We start from the raw sequence: 21025 nt of genomic DNA, 5'->3' as shown, positions 1-21025 counted from the left end.
GCCCAATTTATGCACGTTCAGAAGAAAATACGCACGTTCAACCCAACTTATGCACGCTCAACAAAATTTCCCGCAAAAAAGTCTCTCTCGTTAGTTTACGAGAGAGACCACACTACATTTATTCAAATTTTGGCGCTATGCGTTTTTTCGTCGCCTGTTCGTAGGAATAAGCGAGTTCGATCAATCTTGCTTCGCTGTATGCAAGTGCGCTGAACGTCACTCCGACTGGCTCACCTGTTGAAGTATAGCCGGCAGGCACCGTAATCGACGGATAGCCCGCTTTTGCCGGCATGGCAGCGCCGCGATTGTTTTCGAACAATAAAGCGTCCAAACTGTAGCGCGCCATGACCACATCAATTCCTTCAGCTGCAGAAATTCGGAGATCGGTTTCACGATGTTCCAGGTAAGTTGGATCTAGCGGGTCGTCGCTGAGCACCAGTGCCTTTTCCAATTCGCTTTGTCCAAATTTCATACGGACGGCAGGATCCATTTTATTGAACTCGATAACATCCACTAGCGATTTTACCGGCACTGTGTCGGATACTTTACGCAAGTAATCGTTAACGCCCCGCTTAAACTCATACCACAATACTTCCGAATCAAATTCCGCCCTCGGGATGATCACTTCTTCAACAATCGCCCCGAATGCTTCCAGCTCTTTGATTGCCTCTTCCATAATTGTACGTTCTTCTTTGTCCGCTTCGCTCAGGAAAGAACGGTCGACCCCGATTCGCGCGCCTTTTAACCCGTCCACTTTTAAATGAGGAGTATAATCAACTAATGCTTTTTCAGCATTTGAAAGAGTTTTGGGATCCCGTTCATCCACCCCAGTCAAAGCGCCAAGCGTAATTGCCGCATCTGCAACGGTACGTGCCATTGGCCCTGCCGTGTCCTGGCTTTCAGCAATCGGGATAATTCCTGTACGGCTAATCAAACCGACCGTCGGTTTAATGCCAACGATAGAGTTGGCGCTCGCGGGGCTCAAAATCGAGCCCGATGTTTCTGTGCCGATTCCGACGACCGCAAAGTTTGATGCGATGCTTGCGCCGGTTCCAGAACTTGAACCGCCGACGCTTCCCGCTTCAAAGGTTCCTACACCATAAGGGTTAAGTACCTGTCCACCAAGCCCGCTATAGCCGCTCGGCACGTTTTGCGTCATAAAATAAGCCCATTCGCTCATATTCACTTTGCCAAGAATAATTGCGCCAGCTTGTCTTAACTGCTCTGCAACAAAAGCATCGTCTTCAGCAAAATTGTCTTTTAGGGCAACTGTTCCTGCAGTAGTAGGCATGTTGTCCACCGTATCGATATTGTCTTTCAAAAGCACCGGAATTCCGTATAACGGCCCTTGGCCATCTTCACCCCGTTTTTCATCCAGCACTGTTGCAATCTTAAGTACATCCGGATTTATGGACAGAACAGAATTGATTTCCGGTCCGTTTTTGTCGTATTTCTCGATTCTGTCCAGATAAGCTTGCACCAGTTCGACAGATGTCAGGTGCTTGTTTTGGAAGGCTTGCTGAATATCGCTGATTGTTGCTTCTTCTATTTCGAATGCTGTTCTTTCCATGTAGTTGCCCCTTTTTTCCAGAGAATGGTTGGAAGTTTAATGTGTACATAGTAGAGCAAACCAATTGCCCTTCTTCTATTATATAAATAAATTAATAAAATAATAAAAAAATTCGTACCGGAGGAGCGTATTTTCAAGAACTCTCCACTATTTCTCAAAACCCTTTGTTTGAAAATGCTTGCAAAGGGAAAAATCATACTACTATTTCGTTTGAAAAGGAGAGGGATAATGAATAGCCAATTGTTTCAAGGTATTGAGTTTATGAAAAACCTTTCCTTGGTCGAGTTTTTCATGTTTTTCGTTTATGTCGCATTGATTTTTGCGGCAAAATCGGTGATCGTTTTTCTTTTAAGAACGTTGATTCCCTCCGAGCGGTTTCATGACCGCATCTTCCCTGTTCTTTCAGAAGTATTAAACTGGCTTGCTTTCTACGGAGCAATTCTCTTTTTCCTGCTCTACTTTTCAAAGGCGAACTGGCTGTTTTATCCGTTCTATGAAACCGAAGGCGTCAAGGTTTCGGTATTTCTGATTGTCGCAGTTGCCATTATCGTCAACTTTGCGAGCCGGCTTGTAAAATCGTTTAATCGGTACATTATGCCATTTATCTACGAACAGTTTGATGTCGACCTCGGCATGAGCTATACATTCAACCGGATCATCTACTATATCGTGATGTTTATCGCTTTGGCCCTTAGCTTTACGGCAGTCGGGCTGGATTTGACTGCGCTCGGCGTCGTCTTCAGCGTGCTTGGCATCGGGATTGGTTTTGGTGTACGGAACATTGCGGCAAACTTTGTATCAGGTATCATTATCCTATTCGAACGGCCGATGGAAGTCGGTGAACTGGTGGAAATTGACAACAAAATCGGACGGATTTCCAGAATCACTCTTCGTTCGACGGTAGTTGAAACATTAAAGAGCGGAACGCTCGTTGTGCCGAATAAATACTTTATCGAACAAATTGTTAAAAATCGCTCTAGTGCAAAACTCTTCGCCCGTGTGGTGGTGAGCGTCGCCTATGGCAGCGATACCGAAAAAGTGGAACGGCTCTTGATGCAGGCAGCCGAAAAAGAACAGCAAAAAATGGAAAACGTCCCAGGAGAGGCTCCAGACGTCCGGTTTATCGATTTCCGGAATTCCGCGCTTGATTTCCAGATAGAGGTAAGTGTCATGAATGTCGAAATGAAGGAAAAGCTGGAAAGCCGGATTCGCCACGCCATTTCAGAAGTGTTTATTGAAAATGATGTGAAGTTGGCCGAAGTGCCGATATTTCGGGAAGTATAAAAAACTAGCTAGCAACAAATGCAAGCCCGCAGAATTTTTTTTGTGGTCTTGCACTTTTTATTTCCATGTTTCCCCTTCCCCTTTCTATATTCACTTAGCCGTTATTTCATTGCCTATTGCTTTCGAAAGCAGTGGCCGGTTGTTGTGCCACATGACGGTCACCGGGATTTCGAAGAACTTGGACAGCCCTTCGCTAGTGATCAGTTCTTCCATATTGCCCGAAGCAAACACTTCTCCGTCTTTCAGCAAAAGAGTTTTATCGAATACCGGAAGTATTTCTTCAATATGATGTGTTACGTATATGACTGTCGGGGCATCTGGTTGCTTCGTGATTCTTTCAATCGCCTCGAGCAATTCTTCTCTTGCGATAAAATCCAATCCGTTTGTCGGTTCATCCAGGACTAAGAGCGCTGGCTCCGCCATCAAAGCCCGCCCGATCAATACACGCTGCTTTTCACCTTGGGACAACGTCTCGTAAGGGCGGTTCGCATAGTCAAGACAGCCTAATTTCTTTAGAATTTCAACACCCCTCTTGTCCATTTCCGCTGTTGTTTCTTCGAACAAGCCGATTGAAGCAAATGCACCGCTTAGCACCACTTCATATGCATTGTCCGACGGAGGAATTTTGTGCTGGAGCGAAGAAGAGACAAATCCTATTTGCTTGCGAAGCTTTTCAGCCAAATACGTCTTGCCGAACTCCATTCCGAGGACGCTTATCTTTCCTTGGGTCGGAAAAAAGTAAGCGTTGATCAAATCAAGAAGCGATGTTTTTCCAGCGCCGTTCATACCATAAAGAATCCAGTGCTCTCCCTGTTCAATCTGCCAATTCACATTTTTCAGCAGCGTCTTATCGCCTCGTCTTCTCGAAATATTTTCTAGGTCCAAAATTTTCATTTTTCTTCCCCCTTCCATCTCTTTACTAAGACTCACATTTATATTGAAAGAAAATTTTGATAAATTACAGTTTACCTTATTAGAACAATAAAATAAACCACATAAAAAGGTTGAGCCTAAGCTCAACCTTTTTCTCTCTTATTGCAACGCCTTATAAACATTCACGATACCATGCCCAAAATATTGGCGGCTCTTGCCTGTTCCGCCGTCTGCTGTTTGTTGAAGCAACGTAATGATTTGAGAACCTTTCAACTCAGGGTTTTGCGCTTTTACCAAAGCAGCAGCTGCAGCCACTTTCGGTGCGGCCATGCTGGTTCCGTTCATCGTCCCGTAGCCTCCGCGGCTAACCCGAATGGTGTTGTAAGCGCGGGCTTCAGAATCTCCGCCTGGAGCTGCAAGTTCCACGTTCCCATAGTTCGAGTATGAAGCTAGTCCGTCACGGATAGTAGAAGAAGAAACGCTAATCACCCAAGGAATATCAGTAAATGTATCGAATAACGGACCTTCCCACTGAGCTCCCTCGCCTGGCTTTGTCGCCATTTTCTTTCCTAAATCGATTGCATCGTTGCCGTTCGCGCCGACAATGATCATGTCTTTGCTTTTCGCGTAGCGGACCGCCCGGGATGCAGCCAGGTGAAGAGTGCGTTCCTGTTCGTTATTTTTGAATGAGTATGTTCCCAAACTCAAGTTGGCAACATCCACTCCATCGTCAGCGGCTGTTGTTACACCGGCCAGAATGCTTGTCCAGTTGGAAACGCGGTATGACGCAATTCCAAGTTCCGGCCCGACTCCCATGACGCGTCCGTTTGCGGCAATCGCGCCTGCCACATGTGTTCCGTGGTCCCCATTAAAGGAGTTCTGTGCGGTACCAGGCACAAATGATTTACTATAAAGCAGGTTCTTCTGCAAATCCGGATGCGTATAGTCAACGCCGCCATCTATGATCGCCACCACAACATCGTGATTTCCTGAATGAAGCGCCCATGACTTGCCGTTATTTGTTACGCGTTTAATGTCCCATTGGTATTGCTCGTAAAGATCAGCTGTGCCCACTTCTGCACGCAAACTTTCAGGTGCCGCTTCCACTTCCAGTTGAGGCGAGCGGATCTCTACATCTTCTGCAACCGCAGCAATGCCGGACTGGCTTTTCGCCCAAGCTTCAAAATCGGGATTGGATGTACTGACATTGATCACGCCGATTTGCGGCACTTGCTGCACAATCTCAACGTCCAAGCTCTTCATTTCCTCCACTAAACCTTGCGGAACTTCCTCTCCGCTAAACGTCACGATATAGTCCGTCTTTTCTGCTGCCAAAGCGTTTCCGCCGCCAAATGCCAGCAACCCCGTTAACGTCATGCCCATCAAAAACTTCTTCATAAAAACCCTCCTCAAATTTAATTTACTTTTGTCTGATTTTATTATATTCCATTTCCGAAATAAAAAAGGCAATTATTTCATATTTATGAAAAATGAGAAAATAGAACTTCTCTTCTATAGTTATAATAGATTAACCAAGTAACCCCCTATTGGAAAATTGGGTTTCCACTTATGTATTTGTATATATGTCCCAACATTCATTCCCTTCACACAAAAAACGGCCTCTTTGAAACGCATAGGTTTCAAAGAGGCTGTTAAGATATAAAATAATGTATTCTTCTGTCGTAAGATGCAAATTAACGCTGTTACCCCACAGGCACTTCTGTCAATTCCAGAAATTCCTCTACATCCTTCACGCAAAGCGCAATGGCTTCTTCCCAGAAGCCGGCTTGTTCAAGATCGACGCCAAGGTGTTTTTGAGCTAGTTGTTCCACAGTCATACGGCCGGTATCGCGAAGAAGTGCTTTATAAGACTCTTCAAAGCCGCCTTCTGTCTGGAGTGCTTTGGCGTAAATTCCCTGGCTGAATAGATAGCCGAACGTATACGGGAAGTTATAGAACGGCACGCCCGTAATATGGAAGTGAAGGGTCGAAGCCCAGAATGTCGGGTTGTAGCTTGCAAGTTCCCCGCCGTACGCTTCCTGTTGCGCTTCCACTGCGAGCTGGTTCAGGCGATCTACAGAAACAGCGCCATTTTTGCGCTCTTCGTAAAAGCGCGTTTCAAAAAGAAAACGGGAATGGATATTCATGAAGAACGCGATGCTCCGTTTGATTTTGTCCTCGAGCAAAGCGATCCTCTCTTCTTTGGTGCCAGCATTTTTCACCGAAGCATCCGAAACGACCATTTCCGCGAATGTCGAAGCGGTTTCTGCAACGTTCATGGCGTAACGCTGGTTCAATGCTTCCGTATCGTTCATAACATGCTGGTGGTAAGCGTGGCCAAGTTCGTGCGCAAGTGTTGAGATATTTGTCGCCGATCCCGAAAATGTCATAAAAATACGGGTTTGTTGACTGTCTGGAAAACTCGTACAAAAGCCTCCAGGACGCTTGCCGGCACGGTCTTCCGCTTCGATCCAGCGCTTTTCGAACGCCATCTGTGAAAATTCCGCCAGTTGCGGGCTGAACTTGGCGAACTGCTCCAAAATGAACGCTGCAGCTTCATCGTAGTTCACTCTTTGAGTCGATTTGGTGATCGGCGCGTTCAAGTCCTGCCACTCCAGTTTCTCAAGACCAAGCAGTTCCGCCTTGCGTTTCAAGTAAGAAACGAACGGCGCTTTTTGGTCGGTAATTGCCTTCCACATTGTATCCAACGTTTTTTCGCTCATGCGGTTAAGCTCAAGAGGCTCTTTTAACGGATTGTCCCATTTCCGGTGTTTGTATGTCTGCAGGCGGAAGCCCGCCAAGTTGTTTAACGTTTCACCGAAAAGCTCTGATTCCTCTTCCCATGCCCGGCTGATTTTGCCAAACACTTCTTTTCGCGCGGCGCTATCCGGTGTGCTCAGGCGGTTCGCGGCCTGCCCCATCGACAGTTTCTTTGTCTCACCGTTTTCCGTATGCTCGATGCTCATTTTTGCAACGATGCTGCTGTACATTTGGTTCCATGCCGAATAACCGTTGACCGATAAATCATTGATGAGAATTTCCTGCTCAAGCGGCAACCTTTCTTTCGCATTCGCCCGGCGCTCATCCAGCACAAACGCCAGTGGCTGAAAAGCAGGCTGTTCTAATAGTCTAGTCCAGACCCCATCTTCCGTTTGCAGGAACTTCTGGTCCAGCTTTGCCAGGATTGAGACATACTCGGCTCCCAGTTCGCTTCGTTTGCCTGTCAGTATTTTCGCTTCGTTGTCGCTCATATCCTGGGCCGTCAAGCAGCTTGCAAATGCGCCGATTTCCCGCAGCTGTTTCGTTGTTGTCTCCATTAACGACAAAATCTTAACTAGTTCCTCAGTCTGTTCTGCAGAAGTTGGAACACTGAAGGCCTCCACGCTTTTCGCCAAATCTTCCATATTGCCTTTAAATAAAGTTATATACGATTTCAATTCTTCTGATTTGCTGCCGCCTTTAAAAATGGAATCCAAATCCCATGTCGATTCGTAATGGTTCATTAAGTTTCTCCCCTTACTCATTGATGTATAGTGAAAATATTTCGATTCCCTAAATTCCACTCTCTATATTTTAATTTAAAAATTCTTTCAATTCAAGCTGGTTTAAAAATGTTCGCACCTTAGGAGTCAGAATAAAGGAAATAAAAGATAAAATCATTTAGACTATAGAAGTAATCTGTAAATCTATCCAATTGGAAAAGGAGCTTATATGATATGGAATTTGTAACGTTGAACAACGGATTGAAAATGCCTCAGCTTGGATTTGGAGTATGGCAAGTGCCAGATGAAGGAGCAGCTGCTGCAGTATCGAAAGCGCTTGAAGTTGGCTACCGCTCGATTGACACAGCGATGATTTACAAAAATGAAAAAGGCGTTGGCCAAGCGTTGAAGGAATCGAATGTTCCCCGCGAAGAGCTTTTCATCACGACAAAAGTATGGAACAGCGACCAAGGCTACGAAAACACACTTCGTGCATTTGATGAAAGCTTGGAACGTTTGGGCCTTGACTATGTCGATTTGTATTTGATCCACTGGCCAACACCGCAGTTTGACGAATACATTGATACATACAAAGCACTTGAAAAATTGTACAAAGACAAACGCGTCAAAGCAATCGGCGTCTGCAACTTTGAAATTGAGCACTTGGAGCGCTTACTCGCGGAATGCGAAGTGCCCCCTGTCTTGAACCAAGTCGAGTGCCATCCCTACTTGGCACAAACAGAACTAAAATCATTCTGCGCAGAACACAATATCTTCGTTGAAGCATGGAGCCCGCTTGACCAAGGCGGCGAAGCATTGCAAGACGAAACGATCAAAACAATTGCAGAAGCACACGGCAAAACGACTGCCCAAGTCATCTTGCGCTGGCACCTGCAGAACAATTCGATTGTCATCCCTAAATCAGTTACGCCATCACGCATTGAAGAAAACTTCAATGTATTTGGTTTCGAACTGTCAGATGATGAAATGGAGCAGATCCATAACTTGGACCGCAACCGCCGCAAAGGCGCTCATCCGAATGAGATGAACGTGCGGTAAATTGCAATGTTATCGATTATAAATAGTGTGTAATTTAAAAAGAAGCTTGCCCTAACTTGGGAATTGTCAACGCCGGTTTAAATTTGTGCTGCGTAAGGCATGCGAACAAAACAAGGCGCGGCAAGATGCCGACCTGCCCCATTTCCGGTTAGCAGTCAACATCTCGGCACTCTAATTCACTCAAGCTAAATTTGCTGAAACCGTCAAGAATACGTAGAGGATTCCAGATTAGATCCGCATTACCTGGAACTGATGGATAGCATCATTCAAGGTTCCAAAAGCGCCATTTCCACGATGCAAGAGCTGAAAGCGATGAACATCCATTTGTTTATTGACGATTTTGGGAGAGGCTACTCCTCGTTAAGTTACTTGAAACTGTTTCCTATCGACACCTTGAAAATTGACCAATCGTTTACCCGCAACCTCCACCTGGATGCAAAAACGGCCGCCTTGTTGGATACAATCATTGGTAAGGCCCATAACTTGGAGTTAAACATCATTGCCGAAGGCGTCGAAACGAAAGAACTGCTTGAGTTCTTGAAGCGGAAGCAATGCGACCAGACACAAGGTTATTATTTCAACCGGCCGTTGCCTGTAGAAGAGATCGAGAAAATCTATATGCCGATGAAAAGCTTAAAATAATAAGAGAGCATTCATACAGGTACTGTACTTATTATGAAGACAAAATCCCCAACCGGTTTGCATCGGTTGGGGATTTAGTTATTAATCAGCTTACCTCAAGTATTGCAATACACAGTATCCATTCGATATACTACTTATTTTGAACAGACTTATTAGCTGTGCTGAAGAAATTTCTTCTATTACTTAATTATTTATAACTATATAATTCTCATTACTCTTTGGATAAGACTTCTTTTAAAAACAGCATCTTTAAATAAAACTCACTGTAACCGCCATTCAAAGCTTTTCTAAACTTTCGCTGTTATAATAGAAGATAAAATTCATGCCGCTTTTTAGTTCTTATTATTGCATCCTCGTACTGATAGGCAGTATACTGATTTACTTCGTCCAGCAACTCAGCTATTTCTTTATAATGGGCTATTTTTTGTCAATACAAATTAGTTTGTGCCCAAGAACCACTCACATCTACTCAATAAGCTGACATTATTTTATTTATAAAATAAACTGTGACTTTGAGCGAAAAATGAAGAACATCCTCCACTTTTATAGCAATGCTGACAAGCAGTAAAATTGGAGATAAAAGGATAAGCCTTATTATGGCAACCAATACATCAATTAACCGTTTATTATCAAATATTCTACAGTGTCATTAGGCAATATTTTTTCAAATGCATTTTCTATTGAAATCTTTATCAAGGGTTCTTCTCTTCTTACAGGTGGGTAGATTGACATTGGAATCACCATCTTGATTTTAAATCAACATATTATCTACAAAAGCTACCTTCCTTGCCGTGAAAAACTTCTACAAATGTAGATAGTAATTATCATTAATGCAATGTTCATTAAGGCGCCTGATATTCCAAAAATAGCGATAGTAATCTGCTCACTTTCAAATATGTATGCACCGATAGATAGGCCAGTAGCCCATATAAAAACCATCACTACTGTATAGATAAGGTGAAAAGCTTGGGCTGATAGTACAGGCAAAGCTACAGTGCTAGGTTTTGCCATTAACCCAAAGAATAACCATAACGCAATCCATCTTCCATATTCTCCTGCTACAATCCACTCTTCACCAAAAACCAATACAAAAATATATGGACCAAAAAACATAATGGCTCCAAAAGGAAGCAGCCCTACTACCCCTAGCAAAAAACTAGCTTTTACAAGCAACAAAGGAAGATCTTCGTCATTTTTTGCGGCTACTGTAAACCTTTGATAAAATACATCACCAATTGATTGTTTTATAAGATTTGCAGGTACATTTAAAACTGTTCTCCCGATTGAATAGAACCCTGCTGAAGCAGGACCGAAGAAACTTGCCAATAACAGCAGCGGCAAACTTTCAGAGATGGAGTACAATAGAATCTGAGGAGCTCTAAACAACGGGAAATCTTTGTATTTTTTTGCTATACCCTTTAATGTAGCAACTGTTTCACCTGAAAAAGATATTCTGTTATATCCAGCGTAATGGGAAAAGAGGTTTAATAAAGCAGCTTTAAAAGCTTGACCTAGTGACCAACTAAATATGAGTACGAAAGACGTTGGCTGAAAAAATCCGATTCCTAATCGGCTACCTTGCAATACCAGCGCTTGCAATACTTCGACTCTTGCACTGACCAGAAATTGTTCTTTTCGAATAAGCCATTGTTCTATAATCTGCAAATAACCGGAGAAAAGAATTACAAATGGAATAAGGTAAAACAATGACGTGATTTTTTCTAGATGAAACAAGTGCCCTATAAAACTACTAAAGGCAAGTAAAATTGCAGATGTAACAAGCGATACCACAATGCAAACCCTTAAAGAAATGTTCGCTAAACCTTGTGCTTCAGTATCATCCTTTGCCATCACAATGGCGCTTGGATAAGTTAATGCTGCTATCGGAATAATTAAGTAACAAAAAGAAATAAATATTCCCATTAATCCGTAAGCTTCTGGACCATATAATCTAGTAATAAGAGGAGCCATCAGTATAGTAATAATTTGTCCGCCAGCTGTTCCGCTTCCCATAATCAGAATGTTTTTTATGAATGGTTTCTCTATATACCTCATAACTTTTTCATGCATTGGCTCAATCCCCTTTAATCACCTCTTTTAGATTAAAGATCATACAATAAAACTTTCTTCAATCTTCATGATTCTTTTCAAAGTTTTAAATTAGGGAATTATTAGTACGGATATTTTATTTGGTGAATTTGAAAGAAGCAATTTTCAGTAAATAACTGAAATTACCAAAAATATATCTTCTAGAAAGGCGAAAAGGCTCTTGAGAAAGTCTATACAGCCATTCAAAACCTACTTTTTGCATTAATAAGGGAGCACGTTTTACATTATTCGAATAATAGTCGAATAGACCTCCACATGTAATTATGGATAAGCTCTCTATTTCTTTCTGATGGGCATTTACCCACTTTTCTTGAACCGGATTTCCGAATCCTACAAATAATATATCGGCTTTTGTTTGGTTGACCAGTTCTATAATTTTTTTGCTTTCTAAATTTTTATCGAAATATCCATGATGAAATCCGACAATTTGAACACCGGGATACCTTTCACTAAACGTTTTTGCGACTTTTTTTACAGTGTCCCCTTTTCCACCTAATAAAAAAATCCTTATTTCTTCTTGTCTTTTATCTATTTCTTCCATCAATGCAGGAAATAAATCAGTAGTAGCGATACGTTCTTTTGCCACTGGTAAGTTCAGTATTTTTTGAGAAAAGATGATGCCCATACCATCTACATAAACGATATTCTCATTATTATTAATTATTTTTCTATACTCTTCATCTTTCCAATACTTAAGCATACAATCAGGATTTAATGCATAATATGATGTTTTTTTTCTTGAAGTTATATTATCTAAAATAAGAGTTAACAAATCATTTTGAGTACCTAAAAACATCTCTCGATCAATGAATTTTTTCATTTTCCCAATCCCCTATAAAATTTGTAGAATAGCCTTTGCTGCAAAACTACTGCTTTTCTTTCTCCCAATTATTATTATTCAAAAGCAAAGCAACAAATACAAAGTAAAGACAAATCAACCAGTTTGCTCCATCCACATCTTCTACTATAAAAACGAGAGGCATTAAAAAAATAAATATACTTATTATTTTTCTATCCAGATTATTTTTTAATAGAATAATTTTTAAATTAATAAAAATGAACATACATATTCCTAAAAACAAGCCAACTGTTCCTGTTTTATAAAAAAAACCAATAAATGTTGAATGAGAACCAAGCGGATAGCCACTCGAGGAATTATCCTTTACCCCCATGCCTATTATGGGTGAATCTCTTAAAGTGATGCCTATACTTTCAGCTACAATTACTTCCCTACTGTCATTGCTTCCTTCTCTTGCAGTTGACAATTCTTCGATCTGTAGAACAATTAGATTATGAAAATCAGTAATAAAAAGAATTGTGATCAGTATAGAAAAACTTAAAAAGGAAAGGAAAAAAAACACATTTTTATTTATAGTGTTATAGAAGAAATAAATAGCCCCCAACCCTATTGCTGTTCCAATAATCAAGTATCCACTTCTGGAGTAACTGCTAATAATAGGAAGAACTCCTGTAAATAATAATGTTGCTTGCATAATCTTGCTTTTAAAATTACGAATGTACATAAAAAACAAGGGATAGAAAAAGATACAAAACATTACAATTAAATTAGGATAATCCATCAGCCCTACAAATCTTGTGACAATTTGATGATTGAAAGTTTCATTGTAATATAATGTTCGGTTAATCAAGTTCATTTCGGTAATATTTGTGATGGAATGAACTGCCATACTTAATCCCCAAAGTATAATCAGTAGCAAGTAATTAATAAATCCAATCTTTTTTAATTTTTTCATGTCAATGCCAACTTTTTTGTACATTAAATATAATACAAAAGCCAATATCCAAATGCTTAAAGAATTGAATGCTGCTAATATTCGAATATAGTGAGAAGAACGTGTCAACACGTTAAAAAAAATGGAAAAGGCATAAAGCATAATATAGGAATAGAGAAAATAACTAAGAGTATCAAAGTACAATTTATGTCTTCTTAATAAAAGCAATGCAATTAATGACAATAAAACAAACTGTAATTCTTTAGGTGAGATAATAATTGGCCAAAGCATATAAAAAAGAAGCAAGTCGCTATTTAAAAAATAACCACCAGTCTTGATTTTTGTTTTTTGGAAAACATCTTGTGAATATTTCGCTTTTGCCTTATTACTGGAACCTAAAGTCAGCAATAATATCACCACCTTCTATCGAAACTTAAACTTTCAAAGAAAAAGCAATTGACTATTTCATTAAATGCCCAGCTTATTTATGATCCATACTAATAAAGCTTGTCTTCGTACATTTCACTTTAAGCCTTCATTCCATTTATTGGAGCTTTATAGTTATTTAATACAGCACCTAGTAACTTAGATTCTGATATATCAAGTATTTCCTTTGCTTTCAATGCAAGGGTTTTTTCCGTTCCTTGAGAGTTGATTACTAAAATAGAACAGTGGCACTTATCCGCAAGCAATTGGGCATCAGAAAGATACAAAACAGGTGGTGAATCGAATATAACTAAATCATAGGCGGTATTTAATGTGGCTATAAGTTCATCCATTGTATGAGATGCTAGCAATTCAACAGGATTTGGAGGTATCGATCCACCTGTTAAGATTTTCAGCCCTTGGATTGAGGAAGGCTTTATCGCATTCTCAAAAGAAATTTGCTGATTCAACACATTTGACAGGCCATGAATATTTTGCTGGTTGAAAATCTGATGTACTGTCGGTTTACGCATATCCGCATCAATGAGCAACACTTTTTTTCCTTCTTCTGCAAATACTGCTGACAAGTTTACCGCTGTAGTCGTTTTGCCCTCTGAATACGAAGGTGACGTGATGACAATTGAATTGACTCTTTGATTTTTAGTTTGCAAATTTATGCTTGTTCTTAAATTCCGAAATTGTTCTGCTTCGTAAGATTGAGGGGTTGAAGCGACAATAAGCTTATGATCTCCGCGTTTCACGTTCTTTTTTATTGCCATAGATTCTCAAACCTCCTTTCTTTCAAAAGTAGTCTTGACGATTTCTTTAGGCTTTTCTTTCTCCACCAAAGAAGGGATCATAGCAAGGACAGGTATATTCAGAACATTTTCCACATCTTGATCGTTTTTTATGGTCGTATTCAAGTAGTTGATCAAGAAGGCAAGACTTGTGCCAAATAGCAAACCAATTAGAGACGTTATTGCCGTATTCAAAAAAACTTTCGGACCCACTGGTAAAGGATTGTCTTCTATGTCTGCAGCAGATATAACGGATACATTACTTACATTTAGCAATTTTCTAACTTCTTCACTGAACACTTCTACTATCGTATTAGCAATTGATACAGCTCTTTCAATATTCTTATCTCTTACAGAAATACTAATGACCTGTGAGTTTTCATTGGAGGTGACGGTTATCTGTTCGCTCATTTGCTTAGCTGTAAGACCTAAGTTAAGTTGTTCACTTACGGTTTTCAATATTTCCGGATTTTCTACAATATCACTGTAGGTCTTAATCAATCGTATATCGGCTTCAACATCCTGGCCCGTCAGTTGGTTATTTTGTGCTCTATTTTGGTTAACCAAAATCTCCGTTGAACCTTCATAAACTGGTGGAAGTACAAAATAAGACAGTATCCCTGCCAATAGTGCAGCAACAAAAGTGATAGAAAGAATTAACACTTTATATTTATTAAGTATATTAAACACTTCTCTTAAACTGATTCCTTCTTCCATTTCTTACCTCCTATTTTTTATTCCTGTTGAGCATTCTTTAATTTGTTCCAAGTAATACCTATTTAACCCATTAACCCTTTTACATTACTTGATATACTATATCTTGCATTGATAATTTCTATTTTTATACTTTAACTAATTGCACTTTTATCCAGTGTTTCTAGCTATTTATGAACTCTGCCTATTTCCCAATAAACTTAAATAAGATGAAATACTCCTAGGATTAGAAATGATCAATATTTCTCTAATGCCTACTCTCATTGAAATTGAAAGTGGATAATAAAACTTTGGCTTATCGTATACCGGAAGCATTTGCTTTCATATTGCTTTGATCAATGGATATAATCGTGTGCCTTTTCCGCCAGCTAAAATAATACCTTTCAATGATTCTTCCTTTCTGCTTTTTATGCTCCATCACTAGGAAAAATTTAAACTTCTTTTTTTGGCATTAGAACAAATGTTATTTTCAACTTTTAAAGAATGATTCATGCCTATAAAAAGGTCTCATGTTGATTTTAAAGATTTCGCATAACTGAAATAGTATAATTTTATCTATATAAATACAAAAATAATAAAATAAACTAGATAATAGTTACTTTTTATCTAGTTTATTTATTAAAATCCATTCTAACATAATTATTATTACAAATAACAGATAATTTAAAAAATTAAAAAGAAAAAATTATTACTTTAATTTTTAAAATATGCTCTGAAAAGCGTTTATTTTCTGTCCTTATATAATTTTTTAAAATTAAACATTATGATATTGATCTTAGTAAATAAGGTTTGTATAAAATATTTCATTAGTATTTTTTAGAAAGTATAGTTTGATTATAATCAAAAATTTTTTTTCTTTAATATTCCAATAGCATCAACATTAACAATACTTGGTGACATCCAAAATTCAAACTTTTCATCAGGAACTTTCCAATTTATACCATATTTTTCTTCTAAAGCTTTTTCCGGATTTTTTGGCACAGGTACTCGAGTACCATTAAGAATTATATTTTCCAATTCATTTATTTTAGAAAAATTATATTCAAATACACTAAAATCAGTTATTTTTTTATAATGGACTTCTGGTAATCGATAAAAAGAATAACATTTACTTTTATTTTCTTCATTTTTGTAATAGAAAAAATCTACTTTTACACCTTGAATTTTATATGATTCTTCTACAACCTCTCCTTCATAAATAAATTCTTGAGTTTTTATAAAACCCCTTTTTTTCATTTCGTATTCAATAAGTTTCCGTTCTCCTTCCTCGTTAATTAAAACCCCGAAATCCAAATCTGCATCATGTGATATAAAATTTTTTTCTCTAATAAAACCTAATAGCGTTCCAAAATCTGCAAAGTGTTTTAAGTTAAGTGATTGAAAAACTTCATTTACTAAATTTAAAACATAAAATCCATTTTTCTTTATTGCTTTTGTACGAATGGGAGTAACAAGCATAAAATATAAATCGTATATTATTTTGTATCGCTTCAAATAGTCTTTAGTTGATCCAATGATATTCATTTACAGCACACCCCTTCCCTCTTTTTCTTTTACAAAGAAATTTTACTATTATCTTATATATAGTATTGTTCTTTTCCAATTTTCATCAATCATTTTATAACTATTCAAATCTTTCCATTCAAACGATCTACTAATCGTTAAATATGATATGATTTCATTCTAAATCTACTATAATTTGTAGTTTTTTTAGGGTAATGTTTAACCCCCAAAATTAGAAGTATAAAAAACTGTTAAACTTTCTCTTTTAAATATTAAGAAAAAACTTGATTTTCATCATCTTTATTTTCGCATTCCACTTTGAATAAACAATAATAGTGGAAGGTTGTGGCAAGTTTCGAAAATATTTTGATTTAGAACAAACATCACTTTCCAGTGCATACAAATTCAGTAAAAAAGGAAGACCCACGTTAAATCATCAAAACGACAACTCTACAACAAAATTAATAGCAAAATCAAACAATCCATATGCTACTTCAATCGTCTATAAACTATTTTTTATTAATTTCAAGCAATTATTTATACTGTTTAAAAACCAAAAACGATGGAAACTTAGGTGCGAACCATGTAGATTTCGGCGGCATTATAGTGTTGTTATTGGCACAATTCATAAATTCTTCTTTAGTTACGGGATACGTTTCGATTAAGATATTCTTCTTGCCAGGCGATGATTTATAATTTTTTAATTCCATATTTGAGAGATACAGAAGGCTGCCTGTATCAAAAATACGGAAAGCTTGAGTAATAATTTGTGTATTTAAGCGGTATATGTCATTATTCCAAAAAGCATCTGAATTTAACTCTATTAGATCTACAACAAACTTTTCTTCTTCATATTCAAGGCGGACTTTGCCTTTTGATAGAGGCGTGTGTTCTGTCATCACATTAAATTTTCTATGAATAAAATCTTTCGCATTTTCAAAGAGCTGTGCATCAATATTTGGAATAAGCCGATGGATGGGTAAAATATCTAAGTATTCGAAGCTAATCAAGCAAGACAAAACCGAGCTTTTAAAGCTTGATAACGAAGTTGTATATAGGCGATGATGCCCATCAGCCACATAAACATTTTCTTCATCCACAAATTCTTTTGTGATTTTAACAGCTTCTACTCCACAAAAAACGTAAATCTCCAATCCTTCACTTAAACTAAAATTTTCTACATACTTCTTTTCAGAAATATAGTATGAGTAATTAATTTTTTTCCGGTGTGCCAGTAAGATTGGAGCCGCTTCACAATTATAACTGTGGAGATTACTTAACATTCCTTGAACAGTGTCAGGCATCACAAGCTCATGGCATTTTATCCGGCCAGAGTCATACTCCTTGATCGGCACGTCTCCAATCATCCCATAAACATGTTTATACTTAAAAATATAAACGGCATCATTATAATTTTTAATTGGCTGTACATTTAGTCTTTCTTTCTCCACATGAGTAAGAAACAGAGTCCTCTCATCAAGCGCTACTTTATCTCCTTCTATGTTGACCAAGTTAATATATTCAGAATCGTATATTTCCCCGCTAATATTGATAAAAGATTTTTCCAACACATTAATTTCCAAAATATCTCACCACCTTGTAAAATTCGTTTCTATTTTTTAGGAGCAATCCACCATCTTCACTTTCTTCTCGATAAAGAAATTTTTATTAAAAAATCTTTCATAACCTCAAATTATCTTAGTAGCTTCCGACGTACTGCTATTCATCAAGCCTGTATATAGGAGTTTTAACAGACATTCCTTCATAATAGGTTTATTAAAATATCATCGGCCAAGCCAGCTTTCTTTAATGCTTTGATATAAAAACCAAAAACTAATTCAGCGCATATATCGCAACTAAAAACATCGGCACGAATTAAATTTTCTGTTCGTGCACCTCTACTATTATATTGTTTGGTTCTAAAATTTCTTTTAAAGCTGCAACCATTTTTTTGTTTTCTTCCGGCCTCTTTACTGCAAGTCGAACATACTCTCCGTCTGCTCCATTTTTTTGCGACAAATCTTTTATTAGCAGATTGAATCTGTCCAACAATGCTTCTGTCACATCTTTCGTTTTGTAAGCTCCTAAAATTTCGCACATTACATAATTCGCTTGAGAAGGTACAACACGTATAGAGTCTATAGCTTCCAGATTTTCGATATAATCTCGTCTTACTAATTTAAATTTTTGCATGGCATTCTCATAATCATCTCTATACTTCTCAAAAATCTGCATATAAAATTCCCCAAAGGAATTGATATTCCAAATAGCTATATCTTTTCTTATAGTTTCAATTAGTTCCATATTATTGGCTGCAAGAATACCTAGACGTAGCCCTGGTACACCAAAGGATTTGGAGATGCTTTTAAGGACAATCAGATTAGGAAAGCTCGATAAAATTTCTTCTTGTAAAAGAGTAGCACTTGTCTCGTCCGCAAAGTCGACAAATGATTCATCCAAAATAAAGTTTATCTGTTTGCTTTCAGCCCATGCCGCAAGTTTCAAAATACCACTCTTATTGATATAGTTTCCTGAAGGATTATCGGGATTAATTAGTAGTAAAACCGATATATCCTTATCTTCATAGAAATTTATTAAATCGTCTGCTGTGTAGGAATAATTCTTGTTATCCGGATAGAAAGGAACAAGATCATTAGAACGTTTCCGATTTACATATTCTTCAAATGTGGGAAGAGCCATGCCAATCTTACCATCAAAAATTCCCATCAAAGACTTAATTAATTCAGCCGCACCATTCCCAACAACTACGTGCTCTTTCTTCAATCCAAAATATTTAGCAGCCAGCAAGCTATTAACTTCAATTCCTGAAGGATAATCGCAGATCAAGCGATCGAAATTCGCTTTTATTTCATCAAGCAATTTTGGAGGCGGGTAAAAAGGGTTCACCAAATAACAAAAGTCAATTAGACCTGGATACCTCCAATAGCCACCATATCTGTTTTGTATTTTGTTTAACTTCTCATGAGAAGAAGTGGCAAAAATAGATTCTGCTATATCAAGGTCTTGTACATCATCTATTTCATACCAAGGCTCATTTTCTAAAATAGTCGCTTTTATTTCTGGTTTATCAAGCATCGTAATTACTTTAAGTACTTGTTCGTAATATTCATTGTTCCCAAGCGCTTTGCTATAAGCTTCTAAAAAAGGAACATAATGAGTAGCGGAAAATTCTTTGCTGAATTTATATATGTTAACTGTTTTGAAATATTCGTGCCGATCTTCATATTTGAAATCTTTTTTACTTAAAAAACTTTTTATATTGTTGTCTTCATCCAAAGTGACTACTGTACCATCCATCCAGCTTTCATATTTAGCCACTAATGCAAGACTTGGGTAAGGATTATCAATCAACTTACTTAGTATAGAACTTTCAAAGATTAAATCTGATTCTAATAACAATGTATCTTCCCTTAACAGATAGTCTCTCGCCATGTAAAGTGAGTAGATATTGTTCGTTTTATCATAGATTTTATTTTCCACATATTCTATTGGTGTATGGATTCCTAAAGTTGAAACAAACTCGAGCAATTCTTTTCCTTTATATCCAATTACTAAGACAATTTTTGAAAGCTGGAGTTCATCTAATTGGCGAAGCATTCTTTCAATCATAGTTACGCCATTTACTTTCACCATACTTTTTGTATTGTTATTTGTTAATTCTTTAAGACGCTTTCCCATCCCCGCTGCTAATATCATCCCCTGCATTTTGCTTCAGTCCTTTACTAGATAATGAAAAAATTAAATTTATTAATATTGAAACAAGACCTCTTTACTTGAATTTAAACTCCTCCTTAGGATTAATTTACAATAATAGAATTCTAAGCTATTAGTAAAAAATAGATTAATCACAATTTTACGAATAATCTGATAAAATATCAAGTTAATATTTTTATAATAAATTTCGATTAATGAAATATATAAACTATCCATTAATTTTCCCATTAGTCTTTACTTTTTATGAATCCTTATCCATTAGTATTTATATGGATTATTAAAGAATTTATACCAGCTTGGTAATTTAGTATTGATTAATGCCTCAAAATTTTTATAAAATTTTTAACCGAGAGTTATGTCGTAAGTCTAATTCTTATAGATACCTAGCAACTGTTCTTTAATAAATCTATTCTTCTTAACTACTCAGATCATATAACGAACAATAATGACTTCAAATATCCCTTTTAAAAAAAGCTCTGTGAATAGTTGAAATGCAACTGTCCACAGAGCTTTTTATTTTCATTTTGCTGTTATAAATACTCTTATATAAAATTTCCTCTTCAAAAGTTCCTGTAATAAAAAAAGAAGCTTTTTTCAGTAGTCCCTGAATAAAAAGCTTCTTTCAACCCTTCATTTGATTTTTATTTTGAGCATCGTAAGATGTTTTCCCTACTTTTTTTCTTTCAAGCAATTCGGTACGGTGTGCATCAGTAATTTTGTCAGAACGAGAACTAGCTTTAGCTAAAGAAAAGACAATGGCTAGAATTAATAATCCTCCACTCATAAATACTCCCCACATAGGAAACGCCTCTTTTAAGTTTATTTTTTATAAATACTAAATTTAAAATACCTTTTTGCTTTTATTTTGGACCTTTATACAAAAACTTCTTTGTTAATTAAAACCCAACATTTTCTATATTTTTCTACTTTAATTATATCATTTTTTCTTCTAGACCATAGAATTCTTTACCTTCTTTCTAGAATTTTATAATGTAATTGTCAATAATGATCAAGTACTGGCTCCCCAACTTTAACTGATGAACAATTTAATTTCCCACAAAAAAGTAAAACCTCTGCCGAAATCAAATTGGCAGAGGT

16 protein-coding genes and 1 pseudogene are annotated in these 21025 nt (G+C 37.4%); 3 read left to right on the top strand and 14 right to left on the bottom strand.

The genetic code is table 11. The annotated features are described in order from the left end of the window. Window positions 1-118: 118 nt before the first annotated feature. Window positions 119-1570 carry an amidase family protein gene (locus tag B0H99_RS07215; protein WP_106532976.1) on the bottom strand — a complete coding sequence of 484 codons (1452 nt, stop codon included), beginning with the start codon at window positions 1568-1570 and terminating at the stop codon, window positions 119-121. A 228-nt stretch (window positions 1571-1798) separates the two neighbouring features. Between B0H99_RS07215 and B0H99_RS07210 the strand changes: the two genes are divergently transcribed. Next, entirely contained in the window at window positions 1799-2854 is a 1056-nt protein-coding gene (locus B0H99_RS07210; RefSeq protein WP_245894427.1) for a mechanosensitive ion channel family protein, read from the top strand. 90 nt (window positions 2855-2944) lie between these two features. Here the strand turns inward: B0H99_RS07210 and B0H99_RS07205 are convergent, their stop codons facing one another. The 3 genes from B0H99_RS07205 to B0H99_RS07195 all read right to left on the bottom strand — a co-directional run bounded on the left by B0H99_RS07205 (window position 2945) and on the right by B0H99_RS07195 (window position 7230). Beyond that, complete coding sequence (locus B0H99_RS07205; protein WP_106532975.1) at window positions 2945-3748, bottom strand: ABC transporter ATP-binding protein; 804 nt, start codon at window positions 3746-3748, stop codon at window positions 2945-2947. A 138-nt stretch (window positions 3749-3886) separates the two neighbouring features. Further along, window positions 3887-5125 (bottom strand): S8 family serine peptidase, encoded by a 1239-nt coding sequence (locus B0H99_RS07200; protein ID WP_106532974.1) that lies wholly within the window; start codon window positions 5123-5125, stop codon window positions 3887-3889. Between the two features lie 305 nt (window positions 5126-5430). Continuing rightward, complete coding sequence (locus tag B0H99_RS07195; RefSeq protein WP_106532973.1) at window positions 5431-7230, bottom strand: M3 family oligoendopeptidase; 1800 nt, start codon at window positions 7228-7230, stop codon at window positions 5431-5433. Window positions 7231-7443: 213 nt separating this feature from the next. Here B0H99_RS07195 and B0H99_RS07190 point away from each other — a divergent pair, with 213 nt between their 5' ends. Further along, on the top strand, window positions 7444-8268 hold the full coding sequence (locus B0H99_RS07190; RefSeq protein ID WP_106532972.1) for an aldo/keto reductase: 825 nt from the start codon (window positions 7444-7446) through the stop codon (window positions 8266-8268). Window positions 8269-8520: 252 nt separating this feature from the next. Further along, window positions 8521-8910, top strand: a complete 390-nt coding sequence (locus B0H99_RS07185) for an EAL domain-containing protein (protein WP_342750493.1) — start codon at window positions 8521-8523, stop codon at window positions 8908-8910. Window positions 8911-9687: 777 nt separating this feature from the next. Here B0H99_RS07185 and B0H99_RS07180 read toward each other — a convergent pair. The 10 genes and pseudogenes from B0H99_RS07180 to B0H99_RS17815 all read right to left on the bottom strand — a co-directional run bounded on the left by B0H99_RS07180 (window position 9688) and on the right by B0H99_RS17815 (window position 20726). Then, window positions 9688-10980, bottom strand: coding sequence for a lipopolysaccharide biosynthesis protein (locus B0H99_RS07180; RefSeq protein WP_106532971.1), 1293 nt, complete (start codon window positions 10978-10980; stop codon window positions 9688-9690). A gap of 115 nt (window positions 10981-11095) precedes the next feature. Beyond that, window positions 11096-11839, bottom strand: coding sequence for a WecB/TagA/CpsF family glycosyltransferase (locus B0H99_RS07175; RefSeq protein ID WP_106532970.1), 744 nt, complete (start codon window positions 11837-11839; stop codon window positions 11096-11098). Window positions 11840-11885: 46 nt separating this feature from the next. Then, window positions 11886-13160 (bottom strand): O-antigen ligase family protein, encoded by a 1275-nt coding sequence (locus B0H99_RS07170; RefSeq protein WP_106532969.1) that lies wholly within the window; start codon window positions 13158-13160, stop codon window positions 11886-11888. Window positions 13161-13279: 119 nt separating this feature from the next. Further along, window positions 13280-13957, bottom strand: a complete 678-nt coding sequence (locus B0H99_RS07165; RefSeq protein WP_106532968.1) for a CpsD/CapB family tyrosine-protein kinase — start codon at window positions 13955-13957, stop codon at window positions 13280-13282. Window positions 13958-13963: 6 nt separating this feature from the next. After that, complete coding sequence (locus tag B0H99_RS07160) at window positions 13964-14692, bottom strand: YveK family protein (RefSeq protein ID WP_106532967.1); 729 nt, start codon at window positions 14690-14692, stop codon at window positions 13964-13966. 183 nt (window positions 14693-14875) lie between these two features. Further along, window positions 14876-15076, bottom strand: a pseudogene (locus tag B0H99_RS07155) (sugar phosphate nucleotidyltransferase); the annotation flags it as partial. Window positions 15077-15529: 453 nt separating this feature from the next. Further along, window positions 15530-16213, bottom strand: a complete 684-nt coding sequence (locus B0H99_RS07150; RefSeq protein WP_106532966.1) for a hypothetical protein — start codon at window positions 16211-16213, stop codon at window positions 15530-15532. Window positions 16214-16725: 512 nt separating this feature from the next. Further along, complete coding sequence (locus B0H99_RS07145; protein ID WP_106532965.1) at window positions 16726-17775, bottom strand: DUF1015 family protein; 1050 nt, start codon at window positions 17773-17775, stop codon at window positions 16726-16728. 292 nt (window positions 17776-18067) lie between these two features. Continuing rightward, complete coding sequence (locus B0H99_RS07140) at window positions 18068-19918, bottom strand: aminotransferase class I/II-fold pyridoxal phosphate-dependent enzyme (protein WP_106532964.1); 1851 nt, start codon at window positions 19916-19918, stop codon at window positions 18068-18070. 631 nt (window positions 19919-20549) lie between these two features. Further along, window positions 20550-20726, bottom strand: coding sequence for a hypothetical protein (locus tag B0H99_RS17815; protein ID WP_181313604.1), 177 nt, complete (start codon window positions 20724-20726; stop codon window positions 20550-20552). Window positions 20727-21025: the final 299 nt, after the last annotated feature.

The sequence above is a fragment of the Planomicrobium soli genome, from assembly GCF_003014655.1.
Lineage (GTDB): Bacteria > Bacillota > Bacilli > Bacillales_A > Planococcaceae > Planococcus > Planococcus soli_B.
This window is presented reverse-complemented; position numbering and strand designations above follow the sequence as displayed.

What these genes read in the sequence shown, in the direction of transcription:
- B0H99_RS07195 (WP_106532973.1), bottom strand. Translation starts at nt 7,230, where the DNA reads ATGAACCATTACGAATCGACATGGGATTTGGATTCCATTTTTAAAGGC.
- B0H99_RS07210 (WP_245894427.1), top strand. Translation starts at nt 1,799, where the DNA reads ATGAATAGCCAATTGTTTCAAGGTATTGAGTTTATGAAAAACCTTTCC.
- B0H99_RS07205 (WP_106532975.1), bottom strand. Translation starts at nt 3,748, where the DNA reads ATGAAAATTTTGGACCTAGAAAATATTTCGAGAAGACGAGGCGATAAG.
- B0H99_RS17815 (WP_181313604.1), bottom strand. Translation starts at nt 20,726, where the DNA reads ATGTGGGGAGTATTTATGAGTGGAGGATTATTAATTCTAGCCATTGTC.
- B0H99_RS07190 (WP_106532972.1), top strand. Translation starts at nt 7,444, where the DNA reads ATGGAATTTGTAACGTTGAACAACGGATTGAAAATGCCTCAGCTTGGA.
- B0H99_RS07175 (WP_106532970.1), bottom strand. Translation starts at nt 11,839, where the DNA reads ATGAAAAAATTCATTGATCGAGAGATGTTTTTAGGTACTCAAAATGAT.
- B0H99_RS07180 (WP_106532971.1), bottom strand. Translation starts at nt 10,980, where the DNA reads ATGCATGAAAAAGTTATGAGGTATATAGAGAAACCATTCATAAAAAAC.
- B0H99_RS07150 (WP_106532966.1), bottom strand. Translation starts at nt 16,213, where the DNA reads ATGAATATCATTGGATCAACTAAAGACTATTTGAAGCGATACAAAATA.
- B0H99_RS07160 (WP_106532967.1), bottom strand. Translation starts at nt 14,692, where the DNA reads ATGGAAGAAGGAATCAGTTTAAGAGAAGTGTTTAATATACTTAATAAA.
- B0H99_RS07185 (WP_342750493.1), top strand. Translation starts at nt 8,521, where the DNA reads ATGGATAGCATCATTCAAGGTTCCAAAAGCGCCATTTCCACGATGCAA.
- B0H99_RS07200 (WP_106532974.1), bottom strand. Translation starts at nt 5,125, where the DNA reads ATGAAGAAGTTTTTGATGGGCATGACGTTAACGGGGTTGCTGGCATTT.
- B0H99_RS07165 (WP_106532968.1), bottom strand. Translation starts at nt 13,957, where the DNA reads ATGGCAATAAAAAAGAACGTGAAACGCGGAGATCATAAGCTTATTGTC.
- B0H99_RS07215 (WP_106532976.1), bottom strand. Translation starts at nt 1,570, where the DNA reads ATGGAAAGAACAGCATTCGAAATAGAAGAAGCAACAATCAGCGATATT.
- B0H99_RS07140 (WP_106532964.1), bottom strand. Translation starts at nt 19,918, where the DNA reads ATGCAGGGGATGATATTAGCAGCGGGGATGGGAAAGCGTCTTAAAGAA.